Annotated in this window: 17 protein-coding genes; 4 read left to right on the top strand and 13 right to left on the bottom strand. The window is 40.5% G+C overall.

Features of this window, described 5'->3' with window-relative positions:
* On the top strand, window positions 1-320 hold a 320-nt coding region (locus LJE12_RS13820), incomplete at its 5' end, for a transposase (RefSeq protein ID WP_227292226.1).
* 238 nt (window positions 321-558) lie between these two features.
* Window positions 559-1,176 (top strand): DUF1836 domain-containing protein, encoded by a 618-nt coding sequence (locus LJE12_RS13815; protein WP_008706573.1) that lies wholly within the window; start codon window positions 559-561, stop codon window positions 1,174-1,176.
* A gap of 97 nt (window positions 1,177-1,273) precedes the next feature.
* On the opposite strand, the gene LJE12_RS13810 is transcribed toward LJE12_RS13815, so the two are convergent.
* From LJE12_RS13810 to LJE12_RS13770, 9 genes are all read right to left on the bottom strand, one after another.
* Window positions 1,274-3,226, bottom strand: a complete 1,953-nt coding sequence (locus LJE12_RS13810; protein WP_025578119.1) for a glycoside hydrolase family 127 protein — start codon at window positions 3,224-3,226, stop codon at window positions 1,274-1,276.
* A 119-nt stretch (window positions 3,227-3,345) separates the two neighbouring features.
* The gene (locus LJE12_RS13805) at window positions 3,346-5,379 is read right to left on the bottom strand and encodes a glycoside hydrolase family 31 protein (protein ID WP_025578117.1); all 2,034 of its coding nucleotides are present in this window, start codon (window positions 5,377-5,379) and stop codon (window positions 3,346-3,348) included.
* Between the two features lie 115 nt (window positions 5,380-5,494).
* The gene (locus LJE12_RS13800) at window positions 5,495-6,337 is read right to left on the bottom strand and encodes a carbohydrate ABC transporter permease (protein WP_025578115.1); all 843 of its coding nucleotides are present in this window, start codon (window positions 6,335-6,337) and stop codon (window positions 5,495-5,497) included.
* A 1-nt stretch (window position 6,338) separates the two neighbouring features.
* Complete coding sequence (locus LJE12_RS13795; protein ID WP_025578113.1) at window positions 6,339-7,238, bottom strand: carbohydrate ABC transporter permease; 900 nt, start codon at window positions 7,236-7,238, stop codon at window positions 6,339-6,341.
* 30 nt (window positions 7,239-7,268) lie between these two features.
* Window positions 7,269-8,525 (bottom strand): ABC transporter substrate-binding protein, encoded by a 1,257-nt coding sequence (locus LJE12_RS13790; RefSeq protein ID WP_055199747.1) that lies wholly within the window; start codon window positions 8,523-8,525, stop codon window positions 7,269-7,271.
* 219 nt (window positions 8,526-8,744) lie between these two features.
* A complete protein-coding gene (locus LJE12_RS13785; RefSeq protein WP_055149581.1) occupies window positions 8,745-9,494 on the bottom strand; it encodes a response regulator transcription factor in 750 nt (249 codons plus the stop codon).
* Window positions 9,495-9,535: 41 nt separating this feature from the next.
* Window positions 9,536-11,380 (bottom strand): sensor histidine kinase, encoded by a 1,845-nt coding sequence (locus LJE12_RS13780; RefSeq protein ID WP_025578107.1) that lies wholly within the window; start codon window positions 11,378-11,380, stop codon window positions 9,536-9,538.
* A 247-nt stretch (window positions 11,381-11,627) separates the two neighbouring features.
* Window positions 11,628-13,829, bottom strand: coding sequence for an alpha-galactosidase (locus LJE12_RS13775; protein WP_227226853.1), 2,202 nt, complete (start codon window positions 13,827-13,829; stop codon window positions 11,628-11,630).
* 87 nt (window positions 13,830-13,916) lie between these two features.
* Window positions 13,917-14,582: a YesL family protein gene (locus LJE12_RS13770; RefSeq protein WP_118565985.1), complete on the bottom strand. Its 666-nt coding sequence runs from the start codon at window positions 14,580-14,582 to the stop codon at window positions 13,917-13,919.
* A gap of 80 nt (window positions 14,583-14,662) precedes the next feature.
* Here LJE12_RS13770 and LJE12_RS21125 point away from each other — a divergent pair, with 80 nt between their 5' ends.
* Complete coding sequence (locus tag LJE12_RS21125; RefSeq protein WP_368199794.1) at window positions 14,663-14,971, top strand: DUF6783 domain-containing protein; 309 nt, start codon at window positions 14,663-14,665, stop codon at window positions 14,969-14,971.
* Here the strand turns inward: LJE12_RS21125 and LJE12_RS13765 are convergent.
* From LJE12_RS13765 to LJE12_RS13755, 3 genes are all read right to left on the bottom strand, one after another.
* Window positions 14,857-15,681 (bottom strand): carbohydrate ABC transporter permease, encoded by an 825-nt coding sequence (locus LJE12_RS13765; RefSeq protein WP_008706570.1) that lies wholly within the window; start codon window positions 15,679-15,681, stop codon window positions 14,857-14,859. The two genes, LJE12_RS21125 and LJE12_RS13765, sit on opposite strands and share 115 nt — an antisense overlap.
* A 12-nt stretch (window positions 15,682-15,693) precedes the next feature.
* Complete coding sequence (locus LJE12_RS13760; protein WP_020993601.1) at window positions 15,694-16,587, bottom strand: carbohydrate ABC transporter permease; 894 nt, start codon at window positions 16,585-16,587, stop codon at window positions 15,694-15,696.
* Between the two features lie 165 nt (window positions 16,588-16,752).
* Window positions 16,753-18,018: an ABC transporter substrate-binding protein gene (locus LJE12_RS13755; protein ID WP_022381158.1), complete on the bottom strand. Its 1,266-nt coding sequence runs from the start codon at window positions 18,016-18,018 to the stop codon at window positions 16,753-16,755.
* A 243-nt stretch (window positions 18,019-18,261) separates the two neighbouring features.
* On the opposite strand from LJE12_RS13755, the gene LJE12_RS13750 reads away from it, so the two are divergent.
* Window positions 18,262-19,167, top strand: coding sequence for an AraC family transcriptional regulator (locus tag LJE12_RS13750; RefSeq protein WP_227226852.1), 906 nt, complete (start codon window positions 18,262-18,264; stop codon window positions 19,165-19,167).
* 83 nt (window positions 19,168-19,250) lie between these two features.
* Here LJE12_RS13750 and LJE12_RS13745 read toward each other — a convergent pair whose 3' ends face one another.
* Window positions 19,251-21,473 carry an alpha-galactosidase gene (locus tag LJE12_RS13745; protein WP_227226854.1) on the bottom strand — a complete coding sequence of 741 codons (2,223 nt, stop codon included), beginning with the start codon at window positions 21,471-21,473 and terminating at the stop codon, window positions 19,251-19,253.
* Between the last annotated feature and the right edge of the window lie 26 nt (window positions 21,474-21,499).

The following is a 21,499-nucleotide window of genomic DNA, read 5'->3' as shown; positions in this document are numbered from 1 at the left end:
TAACCAGATTCACGCATAAAGGAGCCCTTACTGCATTCGCCGGAGTTGATCCTGGGGTAAACGAATCTGGTTCCTATGCACAAAAAAGCGTCCCAACATCCAAACGTGGATCTTCAAATTTAAGAAAGACTCTTTTTCAAGTAATGGATGTTCTTATCAAAACCATGCCTCAGGATGATCCTGTATATCAATTCATGGACAGAAAACGCACCCAGGGTAAGCCTTACTATGTTTATATGACTGCAGGTGCTAATAAATTTCTCAGAATATACTATGGACGAGTGAAAGAATATCTTTCTGTTCTTCCTGATCCAAGCTAATTCAAAACTTTTACTTTCAGACCAGCACTGGTTGTGGTGGCCTTATTTTAATGCCTAATTTTTAACCTGTAAAGTTTTTTAACTTTCTTCAATTTTAGTATTGACTTTTTATTTGCAGGCTAAAGTAACGAGAATGCGACGCGCAGTTATTCAAGCGGATATAAATTCTGTAATGAGTAAAAAAAACATTTACAAGTAGTATTTAAAACTATATAATAAGGAACAGAGGTGATAAAAGATGACAATCGATGATAAAGACATGATAAACAGCATTCTGGAAAGTGTATCCAGGATTGACTATATTAAACCGGAAGACATCCCAAATATTGATTTATATATGGATCAGGTAACAACCTTTATGGAAGAACAGCTCGTTTCTTCCAAACGTTACGCAGACGACAAGATTCTCACCAAGACTATGATCAATAATTATGCAAAGAATAAGCTCCTTCCCCCGCCTGAGAAGAAACGTTATTCCAAAGAACATGTGCTGATGCTGATTTTTATTTACTATTTCAAGAATATTCTTTCCATCAATGATATCCAGACTCTGCTCACACCGATCACGCAGAAATATTTTAAATCCATGACTGAGAAAGATATGACTTATATTTATAATGAAGTTTTCAGCATGGAAAAGGAACAGATTGAATCCCTGAAAAAAGACCTTCTGCGCAAATACAAAACAGCACAGGATACTTTCGGGGACGCAGATGAAGAAGATCAGGCGAACCTGAAAAGATTTTCCTTTATCTGTCTGTTAAGCTTTGATGTTTATGTAAAAAAGATGATGATTGAGCATATAATCGACGGGATGAATCCGGAATCGGAGCATAATTCCAAAAAGAAAAAATAATTGTCAGCCTATAATCAAACAAATACTGAACAGACCAAAAGGAGACCACATATTTTTCTGCGATCTCCTTTTATTTTTCCTTTATTTTATCAGCGAATTACATATAAAAAAGTTCCTTCATCCACACAAGCATTTCTCCATTTTCACGATTTCCCCAATAACAATATGGTACCAGTGTCAATTTAACATCTTCCAGTTCTACTTTTCTGTTCTGATACAATATTCCTTCATTCCAACCCTTCTCTGAAATTTTTTTGCCGGTTATATGGAGTACACTGCATCCTTCCAGAAGTTCGTCATCATATGTTTCTTCAATCTTCTGATCAGTATTAACCATAACAGAAGAAAGATTCTCCCCGTTATCCGCTTCTTCCACACAGTAAACCAGAGGTCCCTTTACTACTGCCACTTTTGCACTGTCAACTCTTACCTGTGGATTTGCATGAACAAATACTGGCTCTGCATCAAAACTTATTTCAAATGTTTCTTTATACATTTTTCCGGAAATTTTAATATATCCATGGTCTTCTGTCAGATTCTCTTCTTTACCGTTTCTCAAAATTTTGAAATTCTCTGCATATGCCGGAACCCTGAATGCGATCATCGCCTCAGTTTCTTGCACACCATCTACAGAAACTGTCATCTTGTTTTCCCATGGGAAATTTCCTTTTAACGTAATTTTGAACGGAACTCCATTAAGTGTAACTTCTGTTTCATTTGCAACATACAGATTTACGTAAATTTCATTTTCTTCTTGGAAATAGATGTATTGTCCAAGAGATGCCAATGTTCTGGTAATGTTTGGCGGGCAGCATGCAACACCAAACCATTTCTGCCTGACAGGTTTCACATGTTCGCGTGAAGTTCTCGGCATACAGCTTACCGGCCATACTTCCAGAGGATTTACATAAAAAAAGCTTTTTCCATCCATAGCTATGCCTGATAAAAGTGTATTATATAAAGCCCGTTCCACTACATCCATATAAGAAGCATCCTTCTCCATATCTGCCATTCTCTTTCCAAACATAGCAAGTGCAATCGTAGCACATGTCTCAGAATAATTGCTGTCATTTGGCAGATCATAATCTGTTGTAAATCGTTCCAAGAATCCAGAAGATCCAACACTTCCTGTAATATACATTCTTTTGTGCACCATATTATCCCACAAGTTTCGGCATGCCTGCTGTAATTCTTTATCCTGATATTCATATGCCAGGTCTGCCATTGCAGAATACATATAGTTTGCTCTTACAGCGTGTCCTTCTGCTGTCCTCTGTTTTCTTACCGGTTTATGTGCCTGCGCATACATGGTATCATAATTTACAAAATCCGGAAAAATACGCTTATGTCCCGGTCTCTTTTCCTCCTCCAGAAAATAATTTTTGCCAGTACCTCTCAGATCTATGAAATATTTTGCCAGATCCAGATATTTTTTCTCACGTGTTACACGGTAAAGCTTTACAAGTGCCAGTTCTATTTCCTGATGTCCCGGATATCCATGGATTTTTCCCTCTTCCGGTCCGAAAGTCTGGCAGACAAGATCTGCAAATTTTGATACAATTTCCAGGAATCTACGTTTTCCGGTTGCTTCATAGTATGCTACTGCTGCCTCGATCATATGCCCTGCTGTATAAAGCTCATGACCTTCCATAAGATTACTCCATCGTCCATCCGGTTCTTTGATCGTAAAATATGTATTTAAATATCCATCCGGCTGCTGTGCACGTCCGATCAGTTCAATCGTCTCATCAGCCAATTCTTCCAGCTTTTCATCTCTTTCATAATTTAACACAAAACCAACTGCTTCCAGCCATTTTGCAACATCCGTATCCTGAAATACGGCGCCCTGAAATTCTCCCTCTTTTTCTCCTGCTGCAATTTTGAAATTTTCTATACAATGACTGGTTTCTACATCTTCCAGTTTATCATTCAGAATATCCCACTGATAAGGAATAATCACATCCTTTACCAGATGCACATATTTATTCCAAAAATTATCTGTAACATGAATCTGTTTAAGAGAAATACTTGAATTTGCTGCTTTTCCCATTTTTTCTTCTCCTTTATCATCCATTTGGATCAGCGGTGACACGGTTAAATGTTCTTTAAAAGGGTGTCGAAAATTATCCCTCGATAATTCTGCGACACCCTCCTGATCTTTAAACTTCTTTATTTCATCGGCAGTTTGTAACCATCTCTTGTAAACAATGGAATCTGCTCGATCGGTGCTGCCACATGTACTTTCTGTCCACCTTCAAAGGTTTCACCTGTCCATGCATTTGTCCAGGAGGCTCCACCAGGAAGATATACATCTGTCTCACGTGCATCTGCATCTGTGATCGGTTTTACCAGAACTTTTGGTCCAAACATATACTCTGTCTCTACATTCCAACTTTCTTTGTCTTCCGGGAAGTCATAGAACAGCGGACGCATAACAGGAGTTCCTTTTTCATGAGCCTCCTCCATCAATTCTGTAATATATGGAAGCATGCGCTCTCTTAATCTCAAATAATCTGACAGAATCTCACAAACCTGATCTGTGTAACTCCATACCTCATTTGGTGCTCCTGATACACATGTAGCTCCACCAGTTGTACCATACTGAGGCTGAAGCGGCCAGCGATATCCGTGAAGTCTCATAACCGGACAGAAGCATCCATATTCAAACCAACGGACCAGAAGTTCATGGAATTCCGGATCATTTATATTTGCTCCGAAAAATCCGCCGATATCTGTTGTCCACCACGGAATACCTGCAATTCCCATATTAAGACCTGCTGCAACCTGATTTTTCATACTCGGGAAGGAAGATTTGATGTCTCCAGACCAGACCAGTGCACCATATTTCTGTGAACCGGCCCATGCGCAGCGGAGAAGATTGATAATGTTCTCCTGTCCTTCTGCTTTCATTCCATCAAAAAATGTCTTTGCATACATAACAGGATAAATATTTCCAACCTGAATATCCGGTCCGAGATGATAACGATAATTCTCGAAATCATAAACTGTATATTCCGGTTCTGCTTCATCCAGCCAGAATACTTTTACACCTTTATCATAATAATTCTTCTTTGCTTTTTCCCATACATATTCACGTGCTTCCGGATTAGTTGCATCGTAATGAAGTGTATTTCCCTGAAAATCCATGGATATCGGATATCCGGAATCTACGCGGATCAGAAGACCTTTACTCTTCATTTCATTGAAATTCTCGCTTCTGTAATCTACTGTCGGCCAGATGGAAACCATCAGTTCAATTCCCATATCTTTCAGTTCTTTGATCATTGCATCCGGATCCGGCCAGTATGTTGGGTCAAATTTCCATTCGCCCTGCATTGGCCAGTGAAAGAAGTCAACAACTATTACAGAAATCGGGAGGTTACGGCGTTTATATTCTCTTGCTACTTCAAGAAGTTCTTCCTGTGTCTGATAACGAAGTTTGCACTGCCAGAATCCCATTGCATATTCCGGCATCATCGGAACTTTGCCTGTTGCATTTGCATAAGCTTCTTCGATTTCGGCCGGTGTGTCACCTGCTGTGATCCAATAATCCAGTTTCTTGGAAGAAAATGCTTCCCATGTTGTAATATTTTTGCCAAAATTTACACGTCCTACAGCCGGATTATTCCACAAGAATCCATATCCAAGACTAGAAAGCATGAACGGAACACTTGCCTGTGAATTTCTGTGTGCCAGTTCAAGATCAGCTCCCTTTACATCAAGGTATGGCTGCTGATACTGGCCCATACCATATATTTTCTCCTCCGGTGTGGAAACAAAACGCATTGTCAGTCTGTAATCCCCACCTGTGATAGGCTTAAATTCTCTGGCTTCTACTTCAAGAGAACTGCAGGTATTTCCGAACATATCTTTTCTGTTGCGGACATACTCATCCAGTAAAAGTTCTCCTTTCTGATTATAAAATGCAATTTTACCGATCAGATTAATCTCTGCACGGATCTTACCATTACGGATCGTTGCTCCGTCTTCGCGAACTTCGATTTCCGGTGTGATTTCCTTCTCTGGTTTGATCAATGCCCAGTCTGCCGGATCCATCTCTGCGGTTTTCCATGCACGTACACGAAGGCTGTCAGCACCCCACGGCTCAATTCTTACCCGTTCAGCCTCATAACGGTAGCACAGCGCATTTCCTTTTTGCTCAAAATACCCATATACGTCTCTTACTTCTTCCTGATTTGCCATTTCTGCCTTCTCCTTTTCATTCTTAATGGAGTTTCAGCGAATTGGAACTGCAGTTTTATCTGTTTTGTTCTAATCCGCTGAACTTGTTTATAATATAAATAATAGCTTTATTTTATCAGTCTTTTACCGCACCTGCGACAAGACCGCCTACAATATATTTCTGTAAGAAAATAAACATCAGAATTACCGGAAGTACCAGTATTGCACCATAAGCCATGATACAGTTCCATCTTGTACCATATGCACTCTGGAATTTATAAATATTCGCTGTCAAAGGTCTCATTATCTCTGCAACATTAAATGTCATTGAATATACCAGATCATTCCAGCCGTTCAGGAATGAAATAACCATAATAGTAATAATTCCTGTTTTTACTGCCGGAAGCATAACCATAAGAAATGCTTTTACCGATCCGCATCCATCCAGTCTTGCGGCCTCATCCAATGATACCGGAATACTTCTGAAATAAGGTCTCAATGTTACGATTACAAACGGTATAGAACTGGCTGCAATCGCAACCGGAGCTGTCAGATGATTTCCAAGAAAGCCCAATTTACTGAAAATCAGATACATTGGGGTCAATGTCAGGGATGGAGGAAGCATCTGTGAAATCAGAAATGTAAGAAGGAAAACATTTCCACCTTTTACTCTGTATCTTCCCATTCCATATGCTGCCGGGACACCGAGTACCAGAGCAATTGCCATTGTCAAAAGTCCATTAAGAAAACTGTTTTTCAAAGATATCAGAAACGTTTTATCTGTTAAGTTTTCCAGCCACGGTTCAAAGGTGAAATCATGTGGAAAATAGGTAAGAACCTTTCCAAATGTTTCTGCATCTGACTTAAATGAAATCTGTATCAGCCAGTAAATCGGAAATAAGAAGATAAATGCAATAAGAAGTGCAAATATCGAATTTCTGATCTCTTTTGCCTTTTCAGCACCTGTCATATTATCCATATCAGCCTTCCTCCTCTTCTTTTGATAACAGTTTCAGATAGAACAGACCAATAAGGAACAGGCATGCAAACAGTACCATTGCAACTGCCGCACCTTTTGAAAAGTTAAACTGTGTAAATGATAACATATAAGAATATGTTCCCAGTACATCTGTTGAATTCAACGGACCTCCGGCTGTCATGATATACATCAGGTCAAATGCACGGAATGTATAGATAAATCCTAACATCAGTACTGCAAGAATTGACTCTTTCATCAGGGGAAGAGTTATAAAAAGAAAACGTTGTCCCCAGTTTGCTCCATCCATGGATGCGCTCTCGTATACATCCGGTGAAATACTTGTAAGTCCTGATACAAGAAGGAGCATATTAAACGGAATACCTACCCAGCAGTTCATAATAATTACTGCAATCAGAGCTGTACTGGTGTTAACCAGCCATTCCGGACCGCTGATTCCGATTTTTCCAAGCAGGTCATTGATAAGACCTGCATTGGAAAAGATATTTTTACCAAGAAGACCAGTTACTGCCATTGGCATCATATAGCTGACAAGAATCAGACCTCTGATCGGACCTGCGAGTTTAAATTTCTGATTGAAAAACATCGCAAATGCAAATCCGATGGTAAACTGGAAAATAAGACAAGCTATTGTAAAAATAAATGTATTGCGCAGAACCAGAAGAAATGTCGGATCATGGAATAAATCAATATAGTTCTGTAATCCGACAAATACGGAAGTTCCTGATTTCAGGTTCTTTACATTTACATCCTTAAGACTGAGAATAATGTTATAAACGATCGGGTATCCCAGCACAAGGATCATATAAATAAATGCAGGTACAATGAAACAGTATGCTTCTTTTGTCTTTTGCTGCGCCATAGTCCTAGACTTTGCTGCCATTAAAGCCACATCCTTCTCTGTTTGTTAGTTTTAGTTGCTTTCAGGAAGAGGAGTTTCTTCTACGATTGGATTAATTTTAGCTGCTGCTGTTTCAAGAGCGTCTTTTGCAGATGTTCCGTCTACGATTACAGACTGTGTTGCTGTATAAACCGCTTCAGAAATAGATGGCCATTCAGCGTGCGGTCCACGAGCCTGCGCATAATTCATTTCATCTGTAAATACCTTAAATCCATCCTGCTCAAATGTGTATTCAGCTGTCGCATCCTGTCTTGTAGGAATCTTTCCGCCTACAGCTGCCCATTTTGCTTCGTTTTCCTGTGAGCAGAGCCACTCAAGGAATTTAGCACATGCTTCTTTGTTTTCTGATCCTTTGCAGACACCAAAGTTCTCACCACCGATTGTAGATGTAGAGGTTCCTTCGTCGCCTGTTGGAAGAAGTGTAAAGTCATATTCAAATGCTCCGTTGATTGCATCTGTCTGTGCCAGATGCCATGTTCCACATTCTGCAAATGCAGCTTTTCCTGCGCAGAACTGATTCCATGCATCTGCCTGTGTCCAGTTTACACACTCTTTACTCATGTATCCGTTTGCTACAAAATCTCCAAGTGTCTGTAATCCATTTACAGCAGAATCAGCAGTAATATTATCAACATTAACGCCAGTTCCATTCTGTACAGATCTCAGCCATGGAAGGATCTGGAATGTTCCTTCTTCTGTAGATACTGCACACATTGCGAATCCGTATACATCATTGGATGCATCTGTTGTTGCTGCAACCATTTCCTTGAACTCATCAAGACTCTGCGGCATATGATCATATCCGGCTGCTTTCAGAAGATCCATATTGCAAGCAAGTGCAAGACAGTTACTATTCTGTGGAAGTCCGTAAACTTTTCCATCAGGGTCTTTACAGGAGCTTAATGGTCCATCATAGAACTGATCCAGTTCTCCCCATGATTCCAGCTCATCAGTGATATCTTCGAATACTCCGAGAGATATGTAGGATTCCATATCCGGTGAATCTACCTGTCCGATATCAGGAAGTTCTCCTGAAAGTGCTCCAACTGTGTACTGGTTCATTAACTCTGTTCTGGATACGAATGTTGCATTGATGTGAATGTCATCCTGTAAAGAATTATATTCTTCAACCATGTCTGCGAGCATTTCCTGCTCTGGCTTCTGATCAAAATAATGCCACATTGTAACTTCCTGCGGAGCTGCCTGTACAGTTGATGCCGCCATCAGCGAAGCCGCCAATAATGTTGCTGTAAATAATGTTTTTTTCATGTTTTTTCCTCCCTTTTTCCTTCTTAGTTGAATTTTGTTTTGGTTAGTTGCACAATTTTAAGTCGTCTCTCTGTTGTTTTGTTGTATATATTTTACCATTCAAATTTCCACCGCATAACCCAAGATTTTATGGAAAAAGGAATTTTGTACGGATAATATTTTAAGATTAAGGAAATATTTTAAGATTTTCAGGATATTTTCCATATATTTCTTATATTTTTACTCTTTTATTTCTGACAGATATTCAGATGGACTCTTTCCTGTCACCTCGCGAAAGACTTTTTTGAAGTATTTAGAATCGGAAAATCCTACCTGATAAGGAACATCCCTCTGATCACATATTTCTTCCCTCAACATATACTGTGCCTGTTCAATTCTATACTCCCTTAGAAAAGTGCTGAAATTTTCTCCGATATTTTTTCCAAAAAGATAACTGAAATATTCCTGGCTCAGCCCAAGATCTTCTGCCAATTTCTTCTGGCTTATTTTTCCGGCATATCCACTCTGTATGATATCCAGAGCTTGCAGAATCATAGGGTGGGCATCCGGATATTTATCTCTCAAATTTCTGGATTTTCTGCGGGAATAGCTATTTTTTCCACTGATCTTATTCTCAATTTTCTTCAGTACTGCTTCTGCCTCATCTCTTGTAAGAGGTTTCAGAAGATACTCTATTACACCAAGAGAAATTGACTGCTTGGCAAAATCAAAATCTGCATATGCACTTACAATCACAAATTCTGCCTTAATTCCCTGAGCTCTGGCAGCTTCTATTACTGAAAGCCCGTCCATAAACGGCATCTTGATATCAATAAAAACCACATCCGGCTTCTGTTCCAGAATCATTTCCAGCGCTGCTTTTCCATTAGATGCCTGTGCCACAATCTCATACTCATCCCTCAGGCTCTGCAAAACCCTTACTAATCCCTGTCTGGTTCTCTGCTCATCTTCTGCAATTAAAATTCTCAATGTATAAAGACCTCCTCTGTTACTTTTTTTGCTACATTTATTTACTCTATATCTTTCTCCGGATTCTCTGGTATTGGAAGCCAGAAAGTAAATTTTGTCCCCTTTTCAGGTTCTGATTCCAAAACTACAGAAAGTTCTTCTCCATAATACATTCGCAGTCTTGTCACTACATTCTGAATCCCGATTCCTGTTCCTGCCAAATCCAAAGTATGCTTTTCCATAAGAATCTGCTGCATCAGTTTCTCTGTATCTTCATTCATTCCACATCCATTATCTTCAATGCAAAGACGGAATCTGGATCCATCAATGTGACCCGTAATACGGATCATTCCCCCGCTTTCTCTTCCTTCAAAACCATGAAGGATAGAATTCTCCACAAATGGCTGAATAAACAGTTTACAGCATGGCCATTCGCCGTATTCTTCCTGAAATTCAATCTCGTAGTCAAACACATCCATAAGCCTGAACTTCTGCAGATATAGATACTGCTCTACCCATCTCAGTTCCTGCCCCAGACTTACTGACACAAGCTTCCTTGAGAATGTATATGAAAGCATATTGGAAAGCTTTTTCAGAAGATCTGCTACCTCATAATCTTCATTATCTATCGCATTATAATTGATCGCAGTCAGTGTATTGCAGAGAAAATGTGCATTGATCTGTGATTCCAGAGCTTCTTTCTCTGCCTTATTTTTCTGACGGATAGAAAGATTCTTTTCACGATAATATCTACGTATTTCCTTGTACTGTCGTTCCAGAGTTTCCGCCATTTCGTTATAATAACCAGCCAACTGCCATATCTCATTGGTTCCCTTTACTTCTATCTTCGGAAGATTCTTGGAAAGTTTAATATTTCGCATAGAATCCCGTATAATATCAATTGGTTTTAATACTCTTCGTATTGTAAACTGCCATAAAAATCCACAGATACACAACAAAAACAGATATACATAAATGCTTCTGGTATACATCTGGTTAACCTGTGCACGCATTTTTCCAAGATCCGTGGTAATATATGCTGTCCATCCAAAATATTTTAATGATCTGCTGATATTCTCGGTACTGTCCAGCGTTTTTCTGTAACTTTCCACTGTCATTCCATCGTACTCTTCATTTGGATGGTAAATGATTCTGTTATTTTCATCTGCAATATATCCAATCGAAAGAGGTTTATCAGCTACTCTGTCAAAAGCACTTTTTTCCAGAATATCTCCCATATCGAAAGATACGACCGCTACATTTTTCACATGAGAATAACTGTAAGTTTTTCCAATCAGCGGAACTGCAATATGTACCATTCTTATCTGCGGCCACTGACTGTGAACAGCAGGATCTGTCTCTACATAGTACCTGACATTTGCTTTCTCTTTCTGAAGTGCCATGGTCTTTTCATATATTTCCTGAAGTTTATCCAGATTGCCATCTTCCCATACTCCTTTTGAAGATGTCTGGTACCAATAAACCCCATACTCCTGCCACAGACCTTCATCTGATACAATTGCAATAGATACAACACTTCCAATCTGATGAGCAATATCATCCATTCTGCTGCCCAATGTCAGTTTTTCTTTTGCCAGAAGTATTCCGTCTGCTTCCGTGTTTTCTACCAGAACTCTTAATGTCTCATTAACTCCTACATTGCATGCAGCACTGATGATATCCTTCAGATTTGCATCAATATTAATCGTCGATGTTTCAATCATGGATTCTTCCATTGATCTGGTATTCCTGAGCAGATAATTAAAATATTGATTTTTTACGTAAATCTGAAGGACCAGACCTGCCAGAATCAGAAGTAATACTACTGTTACTGTAACCTGCGCACTCATATGTGAGCAAAAATAATTTCTGATTCTTCCCGGCATTTTTTTGATTTTCTCTTTCATTTTTCTTTACCTGCCTCGTTTTTTATAATTCTACGACTATTTTACATCATTCTACAACATCTTATAAAGATATATCATATAAAATTTTGTGATTATTTATTGATTGATATCTATAGATGGCAAAGGACAAAAAAAGCCAGTAACTAAGCTTATCTGCTATTAATAAACTTAATTACTGGTTTTCATCTTTTTATTATGTTCAAACAGTCACCTACAATTGAATCAGATAACTTATTTGATTCGGTAATTATTTCTCCACTGCCTTAAATGTAAATCTGATTGGCTGGTAATCACCTGTTGTCAGTGGTAATGGCAGTCCTGCTTTCATCAGTGCTGCGCCTGTGTATACTTTTCCGGTTGCAATGTCTTCGTAATGCAGATCTGCATCCAGTCCCTGAGGATAGAAAAGATAGATATACGGATTAGCTTCGCTGTGGAGTCTTACGCCACATACAACTGTCTCTTTTTTGTCCTTGGATACGAACTGCCAAAGTACATGGTTGTTGTTTTCGAATGGGTTCACCAGACGATAGTAGTCTCCGGACTGTACCAGATGCTCCATTTCTTTATACTTCAGAATCTGCTCTCTGGCTGTCTTTTTCTCTTCTTCGGACATCTTCATCAGATCCAGCTCATAGCCAAAGGTACCTGCGGATGCAACAATTCCTCTTGTCTCAAAAGGAGTCGTTCTTCCAGACTGATGGTTCGGGCATACGCTGACATGTGCGCCCATTGCACTTATGGGATATCCGAAGGAGGTACCATACTGGATTTTCAGTCTGTCAATAGCATCTGTATTGTCACTGCACCAGATCTGCGGAGAATAGTAAAGCATTCCCGCCTCAAATCTTCCGCCTCCGCCTGAGCAGGACTCAAACAGAAGATCCGGATATCTCTGTACCAGGCTTTCCATCATTTCATAAACAGCCAGCACATATCTGTGGTAAACCTCTCCCTGACGTTCCTTTGGAAGAGCTGCTGAGAATACGTTATCTACGCTTCGGTTCATATCCCATTTCACATAATCAGCCTTGCATGCATCCAGAACCTTAAAGATCTGGTTCATAATGTGTTCACGTACTTCTTTTCTGGTAATATCCAGATTTAACTGATATCTGCTTCGGTTCATGGCACGTCCCGGGATCTTCAGTGCCCAGTCTGGATGCTCTCTGTAGAGATCACTATCCTCAGAGATCATCTCCGGCTCTACCCACAGACCGAATTTCAGTCCAAGTCCATGAATCTTCTCTGCAAGTGCAGGAAGCCCGCCTTTAATCTTTTCTTCATTTACTTCCCAGTCACCAAGTGCACACCAGTCATTGTCTCTCTTTCCAAACCATCCGTCATCCAGAACAAACATATCCAGTCCGATATTTTTTGCCTCTTCTGCAATGTGGTAAATCTTATCTGCGTCAAAATCAAAATAAGTTGCTTCCCAGTTATTTACCAGGATCGGTCTTGGCTGCTCTGTGTATTTGCTGCGGATAAGATTGCTTCTGTATGCATCATGGTAGATTCTGGAAAGTTTTCCAAAGCCTTCTGCTGAGTATGCCATGATCACTTCCGGTGTCTCAAAACTCTCTCCCTGTTCCAGTGTCCAGGAGAAATGATAAGGATGGATTCCCATTGCCACACGGGTATGTCCTACCTGATCCACCTCTGTTTCAAATAAGAAGTTTCCACTGTATGCAAGTGCATATCCATAGCAATCTCCATAAGTTTCCTCTGTATTTCTGTCACAGAGGATTACAAATGGATTGTGATGGTGGCTGGAGGTTCCGCGGATACTTCCCACAGACCAGTTGCCATGACCAAGGTGAGTTCTCTCCATCTGGCGTTCCATAATGTGCCTGCCATAGAAATGGACTGCATCCAGTTCTCTGTATTCATAGTCCATTTCCATAGACATTGCTTTTTTTACTGTAACCGGTGCTGTACCTGTATTTTCCAGGCGTACCGCTCTGGTGATTACATCAAGATGTGGAAATACACCATAGAGAAGATGTGCTTTCAGTCCGCTGACACGGTCTGTCAAAACAATTTCCAGTGTCTCTGCCTCATCTTCCTTTGCAAACATTGCAGGAAGCCCTTTCAGGCTGTACTTTCCTTTTGTAATCTCATAGGACTCAAATTTCAGATTTGCAGTATCACTGCCGTCTGCCTGCTCTGTCTCCAGGCCATTGATACGATAATCACCATTTCCATATGCAGTATATTCCTGTGGCAGGGTATCTAATGAAAATGTTCTGTCCTTTTCTGCCTCATAAGGATTTCCTGAAAATCCTCTGTCCACACATACGATCCTGTCTGTGATCAGTGCATCGCCTACCGGACTTCCATAATACAGATGAACCAGAGTATCATACTCTCTTACCTGCATCTGATAAGTGCTGTGCTCTGTTCTCAGGTCGAATACTTTCTCTGCCTCGTGATATTTGATCCATTCCATACTCTGTACCTCTCATTTCTTTGTTCTTTCTATTTTATAGATGTTCTATCTATTTTTTATGTAACCAGGTATCGCTGTTTGTTTCGGTTAAAACGCGTACTGATCAGGTTCTGTGTCCACGTAGTGATGTCCCTCTTCCTCCTCTTTGAAGTAGGGCTTGAACAGTTTCCACATAAACCAGGAATCTGCATAGGCAGTCAGGGAGAATCCAAACATCAGCCAGATCAGCAGATATACCGGGAAAAGTTTTGCATCTACAAGTGTCATTGTCATTGGCAGGATTGTAATCACTGCCACAGCTAAGGCATAACCTATATGTTTAACCGCAAAATAAAATGCGTTTGTGATCAAAGTCATTGTTTTATTTTCAAATGCTGCAACTGTTGGAAATACATACAGTGCAACTGCCACCAGAGGAATATATACCGCAAAGATCACATAATTAAAAATCTGTGACATGGATCCCGGCATTGTTGCCAGAGCTTCTTTTTCCATATAAATAAATATTCCTGCTGCAGCCATCAGAATCCAGATCAGTGTGGACTGCCTGAAATTCTGCTTAAAACTCTTAAAAAAATCATGAAGTACTCTGATATCTCCATCTTTATGGAGCTTCAATGTACAGTAAAATAATGCAGTGGTGGATGCCCCTGCTGTGATAATCGGAAGAGAGCACACGATCCACAGCAAATTTAATGCGATCAACTGACCTAAAAATCCAAATATTCTGTCAAAGAGACTTCCTGGTTTCATTTCTATCTACCTCTTCCTTTCATTTATCTTTTTTTATTTTATATTTCAGTTTTCTTTCTCTAGAGCATGTTTAAAAAACCATTCCCGCAAATTGTGACGCACATCTTGGGGAAAGCATTTTTCAGACACACTCTAAATATTATCAAATCCAGTTTCAGGCAAGCCCTGTTATAGTTTTCATTTTTTATAACAAAGCCTGCCTGTGCAGCTCAGATCAAACAATTAATCTTTCTGAACACCTGAACTTTTACTTAATACTTATTGTTTATTTTTATTACAGCTTACCGCCTGATGTTGCAATACCTTCAATGAACTGTTTCTGGAAAATCAGATACAGTACGATCATCGGGATACATGCAAGCAGAGATGCTGCCATCAGCTGCGGATAGTTGTTAGTGTACTGTCCCTGCATTTTTGCAAGTGCTGCTGACAGAGGCATTACATCTTTGTTACAGATCAAAGGCCACATCAGATCTTTGTATGCAAATACTGCTGTGAAGATTCCCAGTGCCACCATGGAAGAACGTGTCAGAGGAGCCATGATGAACAGGAAAGTCTGACCGATGTTACATCCGTCAAGACGTGCAGCCTCTTCCAGATCTTTTGGAAGTCCCATATAAGCCTGTTTGAGGAGGAATGTACCAAATGCAGTAACAATACCGGGAAATACCAGGGCAAAAATGGTATTGAGCATTCCCATTTTGCTTACCATTAAGTACTGTGGGATAATGAAAATCTGTCCAGGAACCATCATCTGGAAAAGGACCAGAGAGAACATCAGGTTTTTCCCCCTGAAGTTCAGACGTCCAAATGCATAGCCTGCCAGTGTTGCTGTCAGAACCGCACATACAACACGACCCAGGATCAGAAGTAAGGTATTGATATACAGATGTAAGAAATCCATATTTGCGCTTACTTCTCTAAAACTGTCCCATCTCCATGTAGACGGGAGGATTACGAACGGGTTGACAGAAGTTGCCTCTGTCATAGTTTTGAAAGCTGTCAGAATCATCCATAAGAAAGGAACCAGCATGGTAATAGATACCAGTATCAGGATAACATGGATCAGAACTCTGTTTGCTTTATCTCTTGCTGACATAATTATCCCTCCTTAGTTATAATGAACCCACTTCTTCTGCGCAATATTCTGGAATACTGTCATGATCATAATTACAACCAGAAGAAGTACGACGATTGTTGAACCATAACCTTTGTTATTCTGTACAAAGGAATTCTGGTAGAACAGGTAAACAAGTGACTGTGTTTTGTAAAGTGCAGGACTGTTTCTATCCATAACCATGAAGATCAGGTCGAATACCTGCATGGCACCGATGACACGGGTAACCATTACAAAGAAGATGGTCGGTGAAAGCAGCGGGATTGTAATGTGGAAGAACTGTTTGATTCCGGTTGCTCCGTCAATGCTTGCTGCTTCATAATAATCTCTTGGGATTTCCTGCAGACCTGACAGGAAAAGTACCATATTGTAGCCGATGATAGACCATACACCGATCACTGCGATCGCATAAACTGCGATCTTCGGATCAGAGATCCAGTTGATCTTTGTGTGAAAAATGTGATTGAGAAGACCGAATTCTGAGTTAAACAGCCATCTCCATACCATGGCGATCGCAGCCGGAGCAGCAACCATAGGCAGGAAGAAAATAGTTCTGTAAACAGCACGGCCTTTCATTTTACGGTTTAATAAAACTGCCAGTACAAGTGCGATAGCAATGGAAAACGGAACTTCCACAATGGCATATTTAAATGTATTTAATAATGCCTGCCATACTTCCGCATCGTGGAACAGCTTTACATAGTTGTCAAAACCAATGAAGATATTTCCCTTACCGAAATCTCCGGTCTTGAAAAAGCTCTCATAAATGGTCTTAAAAATCGGATAGATATTTAAGATGATCAGACCAAGCATTGTAGGAAGAATGAACGCCCATCCCCAGATGAATTCATTCCGCGCCTGACTGGTACCTTTTTTTGGATTTGCCACGGTTCTCACTCCTTCTTATCGTAAAATTCTGTTGCTGATTTGAACGGAAAACTGCCGCACATCTGCATACCTGTTGTGACTTCTGCGGTTATCACATGATCGGAATCTTTTCTGCGGCAGCTTTCCTGTTTCTTATTTTTTATGAATGGTTTTGCTGAATATTAATTAATAGGACTCTTCTGCGATGGCATCGTTCATAATAGTAACGATATTCTTGCATGCATCATCCATGCTTTCTTCATCATTCCATGGTTTCTTCAGTTCTTCGCACATTGGGTTCCACCATGCAAGTGTTGCATTTGTGTGTGGTCTGAATACGATATTGTCCATTGCATCCATGTATGGCTGTAAGTTGAAGCAGTCAACACTGTTAACCCATCCATCGGACATTCCTTCGTAAGCTGCCATTGTTACACCAAGGTCAGCCTGTTTCTGCTGCATATCTTTTGTACCGAACCACTCAATAAGCTGGAAAGCTTCGTCCGGCATATCTGTGTTTGCAGATGCTGCCCATCCAAGACCATTGTAAATAGATACGCTCTCTCCTGTTTCAGCATCTTTCGGAAGTCTTGCCACATCACAGTGCTCTTTGATGTAATCGTTGTCTTTGAAAGCAGATACCATCCAGGATCCCTGAGAAATCATAGCTACCTTGCCAGATCCGAAGAGTACGTCTGTACCTGTTTCGGACATTGTAGATGCAGGAGGCATTACATTTTTAACGCATTTGTCAACGAATTCCATTGCTTTGATAGTGTTTGGATCATCAAAACCGGATTTGTTGTCATCTGTCAGTACACGTCCGCCCATGGAGTAAACAATATTCATCCATGTATCCTGCTCGTTAGACGGGTTTGCTGCGAAACCATACTGGCTTCCGTCTTCTTTTGTAAGTTTTTCTGCAATGTCATAGAATTCATCCCATGTCCAGCTTCCGTCCGGATAATCGATTCCTGCTTCATCAAACATATCTTTGTTGTACCACATAGCAATTGTATCGATGTCCTTCGGTACTGCGTATGTTTTTCCGTCCCACTGATACATTTCTTTGATATCTTTCGGGAATTTGTCCATTTCCAGTTTGTCGCTGTCTGCAATCTTGTCTGTCAGATCAAGTAAGATATCATTGGACATGTATCTTACAGCTTCATTGGAATGCATCCAGAATACGTCCGGCATGTCTCCGCCTGATGCACCTGCTTCAAGAAGTGTCCAGTAGCTGCTCCACTCTACTACCTGAAGTTCAGTTTTGATTCCGGTCTCTTTTGTAAACTCATCCATGATCTCCTGAAGTCCGGCTTTCTGTCCGTTATCCCAGATTGCAACTGTCAGAGTTTTGTCTTTCGCCTGTGCGCTTACTGGTGCAAGTGCAGTAACTGTCATAGCACCGATCACTGTTGCGACTGTGAGTTTTTTCATGTTTTTTCTCATATACATCCTCCTTTATTCGTCGTTTCGACGTGTTCCTTGTGATTCTTATTATACGTTTTTGTCTATTTTTTTAAATGGACTAATGAAATGAATTTATGTCATAATCGTTATGGAAAAACCGCTGAATTTATGGTAAAATGTCAACAACGACTTGAATTTATGCGTATTTGCAGGATATCAGTCCTTATGTCTTTATATCAACAATATCTGCAATCAAAGAAAATAGAAAAAGGAATTACCCAAATGCCAAATGTAAAATATACGGACAGCGCTACTTTCCGCTGTCTTGAAAACCTGAAAGAGGGCTCCCTTGATATCAGTCTGATCCATACGGGCAAAGAACACTGCCCGCCCGGACATATCTGTTCCATGCCAAGAGATGAGTTCATCATCCATTTTGTGCTGGACGGTACCGGATTCTATTCTGCCGGAGGTCAGACCTGGAGCCTTACTCCCGGACAGATGTTTGTAATTTATCCAAATGAACCAGTCACATACGGTGCTGATGAAACCAATCCCTGGACTTATGCCTGGATTGGTTTTCGCGGAATCCGAGCTCACTCAATGGTAAAAGAATGTGGATTTTCCAAAAATCAATTAGTACTTCCTGCACCGGATCAGAAAATAATCCTGAAACACATCGATTATATGCTGAATCATAAGCAGCTTTCCAAAGCCAATGATCTAAGGCGCCAGGCTTATCTGATCCTGTTGTTAGCCGAGCTTGCCGACTTTCATGAAAAACAGTCTGCACAGAACAAAAAAAATGCCAAATATGCTTATAGCACCAGTGTTTACGTGGAGCTTGCCATTGAATATATTAAAGATATGTATCAAAGAGGAATCGGCATCTCTGATATTGCAGATAATATCGGAATCAGCCGTGCCTATCTGAACAGTTCCTTTCAGAAAGAGCTTGGAATGTCGGCACAGACCTTCCTCATTGATTATAAGATGCATAAAGCAGCCAATCTTCTGGTCAGCACCAGTCTGTCTGTTAAAGAGATTGCTAATAATGTGGGCTATGAAGACCAGCTTGTTTTTTCAAAAGCTTTTAAGAAGAAGTTTGGAATGAGTCCGAAGAATTATAAGACTCATAAAGAAATGATGGATAAATTTAACGAAAAGCAGGTAGACCATCCCGTGTGATCGTTCTGCCTGCTTTTTGTTGATTTTTTATTTCTGTCTATTGCTTTTCGCAACCTCCATAAGGAGCTTATCTGATTCGGTTATTATTTTGCAGTTAAAACATAAATTCTGGACTCATAGTCTGTGCATGGTTCGTCTTCACTTGTAGGTTCACCTGCTGTACAGTCTGTGGTGAGCAGTCCCAGATTCATCAGCTCATCCCCGTAGTTTTCTGTTCCATTATACTCATTTCTGTAGATAAGATCCGGATCCAGTCCCTGAAGCCGTACTCTGGTAAAATCTGCGTTTACTACATTTCTCTCCCTGTACCAGAATACCAGCGCTGTCTTTTTGTCCTCACTGACTGTCATCCACGCTGTTTCATTGCCCTCAAAAGGACTTTTCAGTCTGTAAAAAGTTCCAAACTGGATCAGTTCTCTGTATTCTTTCATAAAAGTGATCTGCTGTTTTACTTCACTGATTTCCTCATCAGACAGTTTATTCAGATCCAGCTCATATCCGAAAGTTCCAAAATAAGCTACATTTGCTCTTGTATGTAATGGAGTTTTGCGGTTTAACTGATGGTTTGGCACTACAGAAACATGACTTCCCATGGAACTTACGGGATAACACATACTTGTGCCGTACTGGATTTTCACACGCTCTGCCGCATCTGTATCATCACTTGTCCATCCCTGTGGCGCATAATAAAGGATTCCCGGATCAAAACGTCCGCCGCCGCTTGCGCAGGACTCAAAGAGAATCTGCGGAAATGCAGTATTTAACCGCCCATACAGATCATAAATTCCGAGAATATATCTGTGGAACACTTCTCCCTGACGGTCTGCAGGAAGTGCAGCTGAATAACATTCTGTAATACTTCTGTTCATATCCCATTTGATGTAGGAAACCTTTGCTTCTGAGAGGATTTTGTACATCATCTCATAAATACAGTCCACCACTTCTTTTCTGGAGAAGTCCAGCACATACTGATTTCTGCCATGACAGGAATGCCTCTGGGGTGTCTGCAGGATCCAGTCCGGATGTGCACGGTAAAGATCGGAATCCTTATTCACCATCTCCGGCTCAAACCATAGACCAAATTTCATACCCATCTCTTCAATCCTGTCTGCAATTCCCTTGATTCCCTGCGGAAGACGCTCTCTGTTTGCCGCCCAGTCACCAAGTCCTGCATAATCGTTGCTTCGTGCACCGAACCATCCGTCATCCAGCACAAATAATTCAACACCACATTCCTTTGCCTTTGCAGCAATTTCCACCAGACGGTCCTCTGTAAAATCAAAATAAGTAGCTTCCCAGTTATTGTTAAGGATTGGCCTGGGACGGTCTCTCCAGTAACCTCTTGCCAGTCTCTTCTGATATAATTTATGGAAAGTCTGGCTCATTCCATTCAGACCCTTATCAGAAAATACTACTACTGCTTCCGGAGTCTGAAAGCTCTCACCACAGTCCAGCTTCCAGTCAAAATTCTGCGGATTGATTCCCACAGTGATGCGGGTTGTATCATGAGTATCCACCTCTGCCTGCATTCTGTGATTTCCGCTGTAGATCAGGCTGAATCCCATCACTTCTCCTGCATTTTCTGTTGCTGACGGACGTCGGAGCACAATAAAGGGATTATGTTCATGGGAAGAATTTCCTCTGATGCTTCCCACAGACTGGATTCCCTGCTCTAATCTGCGTTCTTTCACATGACGTTCTCTGGACCATGCACCTGAAAACTGCATCCACACATAATCCTTGTCCGGCAGATCAAGGCTGAGGCTCATTGCATTTAACAGATGTACTGATGATGTACCCTCGTTTGTAAATCTGGCACTTCTGGTGATGATCCCCCTCTGTGTAAAAATAGTATAAAGCAATTCCAATACCATTCCTGTTACTTCATCTTTCAATTTTACACATAAGGTCTGGGCTTCTTCGTCTTTCTCAGTATATGTAGCCGGAAGCCCCTGAAGTTTTGGTTTTCCAGCTGCAATTGTATAACTTACATAAGTAAAATCAGAAATCCTGCTGCCGTTTTCCTGAAGGATCTCCATTGCCGGATAACGGTAATCAGAACTACCATACACCGGATATTCCAGTTTCAGATGCTCCAGCGAAAATTTGCGATTTCCCTCATAAACACAGGCTGTCATTGGTCGCTGCTTCATCTCAAGAAGATATGAAAAATCTTCTCTGTCATGGATTCTTTTCCCCAAATAGAGATTTCCAAGATGTCCATTTGGAAGTACGGTCATAATATAACTGATTTCATTGTTGTATAAATGGAATGTCTTTGAACTTTCGTGATAAATAATCATAATTTTCCTTTCCGCATATCTGTTATTCG

This window comes from Blautia sp. DFI.6.71 (assembly GCF_020593585.1).
Taxonomy (GTDB): Bacteria; Bacillota; Clostridia; order Lachnospirales; family Lachnospiraceae; genus Blautia_A; species Blautia_A wexlerae.
The sequence above is the reverse complement of the archived record's forward strand: the minus strand, read 5'-3'. Positions and strand labels throughout refer to the sequence as shown.

Excerpts from the sequence above, each read along its gene's own strand:
- LJE12_RS13815 (WP_008706573.1), top strand. The coding sequence starts at position 559 with ATGACAATCGATGATAAAGACATGATAAACAGCATTCTGGAAAGTGTA.
- LJE12_RS13810 (WP_025578119.1), bottom strand. The coding sequence starts at position 3,226 with ATGGGAAAAGCAGCAAATTCAAGTATTTCTCTTAAACAGATTCATGTT.
- LJE12_RS13805 (WP_025578117.1), bottom strand. The coding sequence starts at position 5,379 with ATGGCAAATCAGGAAGAAGTAAGAGACGTATATGGGTATTTTGAGCAA.
- LJE12_RS13800 (WP_025578115.1), bottom strand. The coding sequence starts at position 6,337 with ATGGATAATATGACAGGTGCTGAAAAGGCAAAAGAGATCAGAAATTCG.
- LJE12_RS13795 (WP_025578113.1), bottom strand. The coding sequence starts at position 7,238 with ATGGCAGCAAAGTCTAGGACTATGGCGCAGCAAAAGACAAAAGAAGCA.
- LJE12_RS13790 (WP_055199747.1), bottom strand. The coding sequence starts at position 8,525 with ATGAAAAAAACATTATTTACAGCAACATTATTGGCGGCTTCGCTGATG.
- LJE12_RS13780 (WP_025578107.1), bottom strand. The coding sequence starts at position 11,380 with ATGAAAGAGAAAATCAAAAAAATGCCGGGAAGAATCAGAAATTATTTT.
- LJE12_RS13775 (WP_227226853.1), bottom strand. The coding sequence starts at position 13,829 with ATGGAATGGATCAAATATCACGAGGCAGAGAAAGTATTCGACCTGAGA.
- LJE12_RS13770 (WP_118565985.1), bottom strand. The coding sequence starts at position 14,582 with ATGAAACCAGGAAGTCTCTTTGACAGAATATTTGGATTTTTAGGTCAG.
- LJE12_RS13765 (WP_008706570.1), bottom strand. The coding sequence starts at position 15,681 with ATGTCAGCAAGAGATAAAGCAAACAGAGTTCTGATCCATGTTATCCTG.
- LJE12_RS13755 (WP_022381158.1), bottom strand. The coding sequence starts at position 18,018 with ATGAGAAAAAACATGAAAAAACTCACAGTCGCAACAGTGATCGGTGCT.
- LJE12_RS13750 (WP_227226852.1), top strand. The coding sequence starts at position 18,262 with ATGCCAAATGTAAAATATACGGACAGCGCTACTTTCCGCTGTCTTGAA.